This window comes from Lawsonibacter faecis, assembly GCF_014287675.1.
Classification (GTDB): Bacteria; Bacillota; Clostridia; order Oscillospirales; family Oscillospiraceae; genus Pseudoflavonifractor; species Pseudoflavonifractor faecis.
Genome location: NZ_JACOPQ010000026.1, coordinates 1 through 6,333 on the forward strand (window position 1 = coordinate 1; position 6,333 = coordinate 6,333).

A 6,333-nucleotide genomic window follows, 5' to 3' on the forward strand; every position below is an offset into this window, starting at 1 on the left:
GCGAGAGGGAGTGAGGTGTAGGTATTGACACCAAAAAGGCACTCCCTTATACTTGAGAGAAAAAGGTGCAAAAACCTATTGATAAGATTAGCGGTCAAGGCGAGAGGGAGTGAGGTGTAAAAGACTATGGCAAAATACACCAAAAGGAGAGATAAAAGAGGGTATGAGTGGAAGTCTGCTTATCGGGAGAAAGAAGCTCTTATGCTGGAGAGGGGATACCCGGAAGTAAGTCCTCATGATTTCTATCGAGAGTTGTTTCCGACTGGTAGTCTGCAGCAAGAGCCGGGGGACGGAAAAGGTAATATTATAGCGACACAGATTAGACCGTCCGGCAAAGGAAGAACCCGGCAGTGGGTAATTGATGATAGTCTGAAAATGCTGGATAAGGTCATAGGAGATAGGTTTGGGCTGATACCGCCTATTAGTTTTTACGGGAAGTCACACACGAAAGAGAACGCTCATGAGCTGTTTGCGGTGGTGGTGGATGTGGATTATGTAGGCAAACAGCAGTTAAAGAACCTGTTGAAGCAGTTTGGGAATGGTGTGCAGCTTCGTCCGACTTATCTTGTCAGCTCCGGCAAGGGGGTACATCTTTACTATTTCTTGCAGGAGCCGGTTCAGTTGTATCGAAACCGGGAAGAAGTGCTTGCGGAGCTGAAAGAAGCCTTTATCCGGCGGCTATGGAATGATACCAGCTCTATCCGTCCGGACAGCCCGGATATAACCGGAATTTATCAAGGTTTCCGGTGTGTGGGGAGTCAGTCGAAGCTGGGTGCAGATTTCCCAGTAAAAGCCTATAAGCTGTCAGAGAACCGTTACACGCTGGAGGACATAAAAGCCAGCATACCGAGCTGTAAGGTAGACCTTGCTCCGTTGTACGAGAAGCCGAGAAGAAAAAGTACCGTTACGCTGGAAGAAGCAAAGGAGCTGTACCCGGAATGGTATGAGAAGCGGATCGTGCAGGGAGAGCCGAAGCAGAAAAGTAAGAAGCAGGGCGGTACGTGGGTATGTAACGAAGCTTTATATGAGTGGTGGAAACGGAAAATAACCGAGGAAGTGAAAGCCGGAGGGCGTTACTTTTCTATTATGGCGTTGTGCTCTTATGGCTTGAAGTGTGGCATATCCGAGCAGAAGATACGGAGAGACGCCTATGCGTTCTTGGACCATTTAGAGAGCCTTACCGAGGACGAGGACAACCATTTCAGCCGGGCAGATGTGAAAGACGCTCTCCGGGCATTGAAAGGGGACAGAAAAAGGTTGTCAACGATAGCAAGCCGGGAATGGATAGAGGACAACACAAAGGTTACGATACCAGCAAATAAGCGAAATTACAGAAAACAAGAGGCTCATTTATATCTTGCAAGGCGAAAAAAAGAGGATATGAAAGTTATAGGCGAAGTAGTAAAAGAGGGCAGACCAACAGCAGAGCGGACAGTCAGAGAATGGCAGGAGAGCCACCCGGCAGGAAAGAAAGCGGACTGCATTCGAGAGACAGGACTTGCAAAGCATACGGTTTATAAGTGGTGGAAGTAGGGCATACTTGAAATGCCGAAAGGCATATGCTATAATGCCAATAGGCAAGAAAGACGAAAGTGCTCATTGTGGCACGCAAAAAGCCCCGGAGTTGCGACCTCCGGGGCTTTTCTATTCCGTTGTGGCAAGGTGGCTTATGCCTTAGGCTGGCTACCGCCTATTTATCTCCGTCCAGCCATTTGCAGATGTAGTAGGCGACTACACTTGCCAAGACAGAGAGTAAGAAAGACGAAAATATACTCATGGTGGCACACCCCCTTTCTGTACCTGTATAGGGGTGGTAGCGTCGCCCATTATACCATAGTGGCAGAAATGCCACAAGAAGCCATTTCCCCTTGTTTATTATCAAAGCCATAAGGAAAAGAGTGTCAAGGGCGGTCATAGACCGCAGCGTTTACCCTTGATACTCTTTTTTGTTGGCTATAATGCCGGAGGGGAAAACGGCTGTCCGTCCGTTCCTTTACTTCCCCCCCTGTGCTTCATTGTCCGTTCCGGCGGAAGAAAGTAAAGGGTGGTCTGCGACCATTTTTTATCTGCTGTACTCGCTGATCGGCAAGCCGAAGCTCATACTGCAGATAAAAAACAAGCCCTTGACTGTCTTCCTCCTACACTTCCAAAGTCGCCCAAGAGGAAGTAAGCTCCACTATATTCTTGGCAGAATATACGCACGAATATATCCGCTTGATATAGAGTTTATATCATGCTATAATATGTGTAGCGGATATATTGCAAGTTCCCTAAAGTGATAGCCTAACGGCTACACTTTAGAACTTGTGAGGGTGGCAAAGCCCCCCTTCAATCCCCCTTTGAGTGACCGCAGATATGCGGTAAATTGTTGAGTGATAGCCAAGAAGAAAGAGAGGTAAAAGCATGAGTTGGGGCGAGGAACAGCAGAAAGAAATTGAAACAATCAGAGAGAGAAAAATCACAGTGAAATTGTCGGACGCAGATTGTGACCGACTGGCAAGAAAGTGTGGGGAGCATGGTCTGACTATCGGAGAACTGATAGAGAATTTTGTCGGAGATTTAGTGGGCGGTACTTACTCCAATGGAAGTGATGAAAGAGATTATGCTGACCAGTGGTTCGAGCGTTGTTGGTTCGGAATGTTCCCAGAGCCTACACTGCTGAATCACTTATTGAATTTTGGTTATGAACCAGAGCATTATCTGGATATGTTGGAGAACGTAGAGACGATAAAATCCGACATTGAAATCACTAAACAGAACATAGCAGAGCCAAGTGATGAATGGAAAGACATTGTGTATCACAAGTACAATGATGATAGAACAAGCTATGAGTGTGTGCCTTGTTACAATAGTGTTGATGAATATATAGCAAGCGAAAAAGAAGATTTAGAAAGCTATAAGGCAGACTTAGAAGAAGCACTGGAAGAACTGAAAGACATGAGAGCGGACTGGAAGCCAGAGAAAGAGCCGAACATGGACGAGGAAATCGAACTCATTAAGAAGTGGGTAAAGGAAAGAGAGGACTTCATCAATGAATAGGACAAGACCGAAGCAGATAGTTATAAGAGTGTCAGAGGAAGAACTTGCACAGATAAAAGAAAAAGTAGAGCAGTCTGGAAAGAGCCAACAGCAATATATCATTGAAGCCCTCACACAGTCGAACATTGTCAATCTGGACGGACTGAAAGAGATATATCCAGAGCTGAAAAGGCAAGGCAACAATCTGAACCAGATAGCCAAGAAGCTGAATGAAAATGGATATGTGGACTATAAGCAAGAGCTTCCTAACACCATGAAAGAGGTGAGAGAAGTATGGCAGTTATTAAAGCAGTATCTTCAAAAGCAGGCATAGGGCAAGCACTGGACTATGTGACAAAAGAGGAAAAGACAGAGGATAAGCTTGTCAGCGGTCTGCACTGTGAACCAGATACAGTAAAGGACGAAATGCAAGCCACCAAGGAGCTGTGGGGCAAGACTGGGGGCAGAACTTATAAGCACTTCGTACACAGCTACCATGAGGACGAGCATATCACACCAGAGCAAGCACATAAGAACGCAATCGAGCTTGCCAAGGGTACGGAAGCATGGAAAGGGCATGAGGTACTCATTGCCACCCATATAGACCGAGGACACATACACACTCACTTTATCGTAAACAGTGTGAACTTTGAGGACGGACACAAGTTGCAGTGGAGCAAAGCGGATCTGCAGAACTTGAAAGACCGGTGCAATGAGCAGAGCCGGGAACAGGGCTTGCATGTGCCGGAGAAAGGAAAGACATTTGCTGGAGAAGTACGGGAAGAAACGGTGGCATGGAGCAAAGACACCTACCAGCTTTTGAAACAGGCAGAGCAGGGAAAGGTCAAAAGCTATGTGCAGGATATTGCCCTTGCGGTGCTGGATTGTAAGGAAACAGCGACCAGCCGGGAAACATTTATCCGGCTGATGAATGAAAGAGGGTACGGAGTGGACTGGCAGGACAGCCATAAGTACATCACATATACCGACTTAGCCAGGGAACAGGCAGGAGAAAAGGCTTGTAAAATCAGAGATAACAAGCTGGAAAAATACTACAATATGGATTTCGGAAAGGAGAGCATGGAGCATGAGTTTGAGAGAAATGCACGAACAGCAGAAGCAGAGCAGTCCAAGAGAGCAGCTTCAAGAGTTAAACCGACAGAGCCGGACAGAGCTGGAAAACAGTCTGCTCAAAGAAGCGTTGGCGATGTCGAGCGAGAACTGCGAGGAATTGATGAAGCAGTCAAATCAAGAACAAGTAAGGGCAGAGCAGAACAGGCAGAGAGACGCAGAGCAGAACAGGAAGCTCATCAGCGAGCTGAAGCAGAGCGTAGAGCTGCTGAAGAACAGCAACGAGTTGCTTCAAGACGCTATATCGGACGAGGTTGGGAGCTTGAAAGATGAGGTTAAGGAAAACACCGTCCAAGAGGTTAGAAAGGCGTTACAGGCGAATATAGAGGCTATACAGAGGGCTACAAAGCTTCTTGAGAAGCAGTCTGATACACTTACGAGCGTGATGAAGCAGAAGATCCGGGAGCTGGAGGAAAGTAAGAACAGCTTTTTCAGATATGAGGGCTTGAAGTTGTACCTGTTTTGGGGCGGTATGGTCTGCAATATTTTAGTGTTTCTTATGCTGGCATATAGCTTGTTTGGAAAGTAAAAAAGAGTGATAAATTAGAATTTTCTATTGTTTTTTGAGGTGTTATTTATTATAATAGATAATGTTAATATAGAATAAAAACTGCCAACGGGTAGTGAATGCGTAAAGCATTTGTTTGTACATCGTTAGGTCTTTGAAGATGTGCATTCAAATGCTTTTTCTTTTATAACATTAAAAGGAGAAGAACCATGTTTAGAGAAATGAGAAGATTTAAGCAGTTATTGCCACAAGAAACCGCTATAGAAATTTTGAACAGAAATACAAGCGGAACTTTAGCGTTAATCGGAGATAATGATTATCCATACGCCGTTCCTATAAGCTATGTTTATATAGATGGAAAACTGTATTTCCATTCTGCTAAAAGCGGACACAAAATTGATGCAATTATTAAACATGAAAAAGCATCTTTTTGCGTAATTGATCAAGATCATATTGTGCCGGAGAAATATACTACATATTTCAGAAGCGTCATTGCGTTCGGTAAAGTACATCTTGTAGAAGATATGAATGAAATGCGTCGTATTGCAACCTTGCTTTTTATGAAATATTCAGCAGATTACAAAGATGGAATTCCTAAAGAAATTGATTCTTCTATCAGAAACATGGCAATCATTGAAATGACAATTGAACACCTGACTGGTAAAGAAGCAATTGAACTGGTTAAAATGAAAAAAGTTGATAAAGAATAAGCACTGCCACCGGGTAGTAGATGCGTAAAGCATTCGACTGTACATCGTTAGGTCTTTGAAGATGTATATTCGGATGCTTATTTTTTTGGAGGTTATTATGAAAGAGTTTAAGGACTATTTTTCAAAAAGTGAAATTGTTTTGTGGAGTTCTTCTGTAATGGTTATTATAATTTCATTCTGTGTTTTTGACAGAATAAATTATATGACTTTGTGTGCATCGCTAATAGGAGTAACATCTTTGATATTTAACGCAAAGGGAAATCCGTTTGGACAATTACTTATGGTTGTATTCAGTTTGCTGTATGGGATTATTTCATATACCTTTTCGTATTATGGGGAGATGATTACATATCTTGGAATGACAATGCCGATGGCAATTTTTGCCTTAATATCATGGCTGAAGAATCCGTATAACGGAAACAAAGCGGAGGTTAAAGTTAATAGCATTGGAAAAAGAGAAAATGTCTGTATGTGGATTGTGACATTTGTTGTTACATTTCTATTCTATTTGATTTTGAAGTGTTTTAATACAGCTAACATCATCCCGAGCACTATATCGGTAACAACAAGTTTTCTTGCAGTATACCTTACCTTTAGGAGAAGTCCGTATTTTGCATTGGCATACGCTGCCAATGATATTGTTTTGATTATATTATGGATATTGGCAAGTCTGTATGATATTAGATATGTTTCGGTGGTAGTATGTTTTATTGCGTTCTTTGCTAATGATATATACGGATTTGTAAGTTGGAGAAAAATGAAAACCAGACAGCAAGAAATAACTAATGTTGTGAGCATAATGTAAATTCCAGTTTGTCGGTACGAAGAAAAAGGTAAAATACTGTAGTGATAAGATTAGCGGTCAAGGCGAGAGGGAGTGAGGTGTAGGTATTGACACCAAAAAGGCACTCCCTTATACTTGAGAGAAAAAGGTGCAAAAACCTATTGATAAGATTAGCGGTCAAG

Annotated in this window: 7 protein-coding genes; all 7 read left to right on the forward strand. The window is 43.2% G+C overall.

The window, feature by feature from the left end:
- Positions 1-126 precede the first annotated feature (126 nt).
- Positions 127-1,533, forward strand: a complete 1,407-nt coding sequence (locus H8S62_RS17595; protein WP_021638909.1) for a DNA primase small subunit — start codon at positions 127-129, stop codon at positions 1,531-1,533.
- Between the two features lie 870 nt (positions 1,534-2,403).
- Positions 2,404-3,039: a hypothetical protein gene (locus H8S62_RS17600; RefSeq protein WP_117450096.1), complete on the forward strand. Its 636-nt coding sequence runs from the start codon at positions 2,404-2,406 to the stop codon at positions 3,037-3,039.
- On the forward strand, positions 3,032-3,352 hold the full coding sequence (locus H8S62_RS17605; protein ID WP_002595443.1) for a plasmid mobilization protein: 321 nt from the start codon (positions 3,032-3,034) through the stop codon (positions 3,350-3,352). Before H8S62_RS17600 ends, H8S62_RS17605 begins: the two co-directional genes overlap by 8 nt.
- Complete coding sequence (locus H8S62_RS17610) at positions 3,313-4,422, forward strand: relaxase/mobilization nuclease domain-containing protein (RefSeq protein WP_186920424.1); 1,110 nt, start codon at positions 3,313-3,315, stop codon at positions 4,420-4,422. Before H8S62_RS17605 ends, H8S62_RS17610 begins: the two co-directional genes overlap by 40 nt.
- Positions 4,412-4,678 carry a prefoldin domain-containing protein gene (locus tag H8S62_RS17615; protein ID WP_071143404.1) on the forward strand — a complete coding sequence of 89 codons (267 nt, stop codon included), beginning with the start codon at positions 4,412-4,414 and terminating at the stop codon, positions 4,676-4,678. Before H8S62_RS17610 ends, H8S62_RS17615 begins: the two co-directional genes overlap by 11 nt.
- Before the next feature lie 188 nt (positions 4,679-4,866).
- Positions 4,867-5,367, forward strand: coding sequence for a pyridoxamine 5'-phosphate oxidase family protein (locus H8S62_RS17620; RefSeq protein ID WP_118288100.1), 501 nt, complete (start codon positions 4,867-4,869; stop codon positions 5,365-5,367).
- Positions 5,368-5,464: 97 nt separating this feature from the next.
- Positions 5,465-6,172 carry a nicotinamide riboside transporter PnuC gene (pnuC, locus tag H8S62_RS17625; RefSeq protein WP_199484358.1) on the forward strand — a complete coding sequence of 236 codons (708 nt, stop codon included), beginning with the start codon at positions 5,465-5,467 and terminating at the stop codon, positions 6,170-6,172.
- Positions 6,173-6,333: the final 161 nt, after the last annotated feature.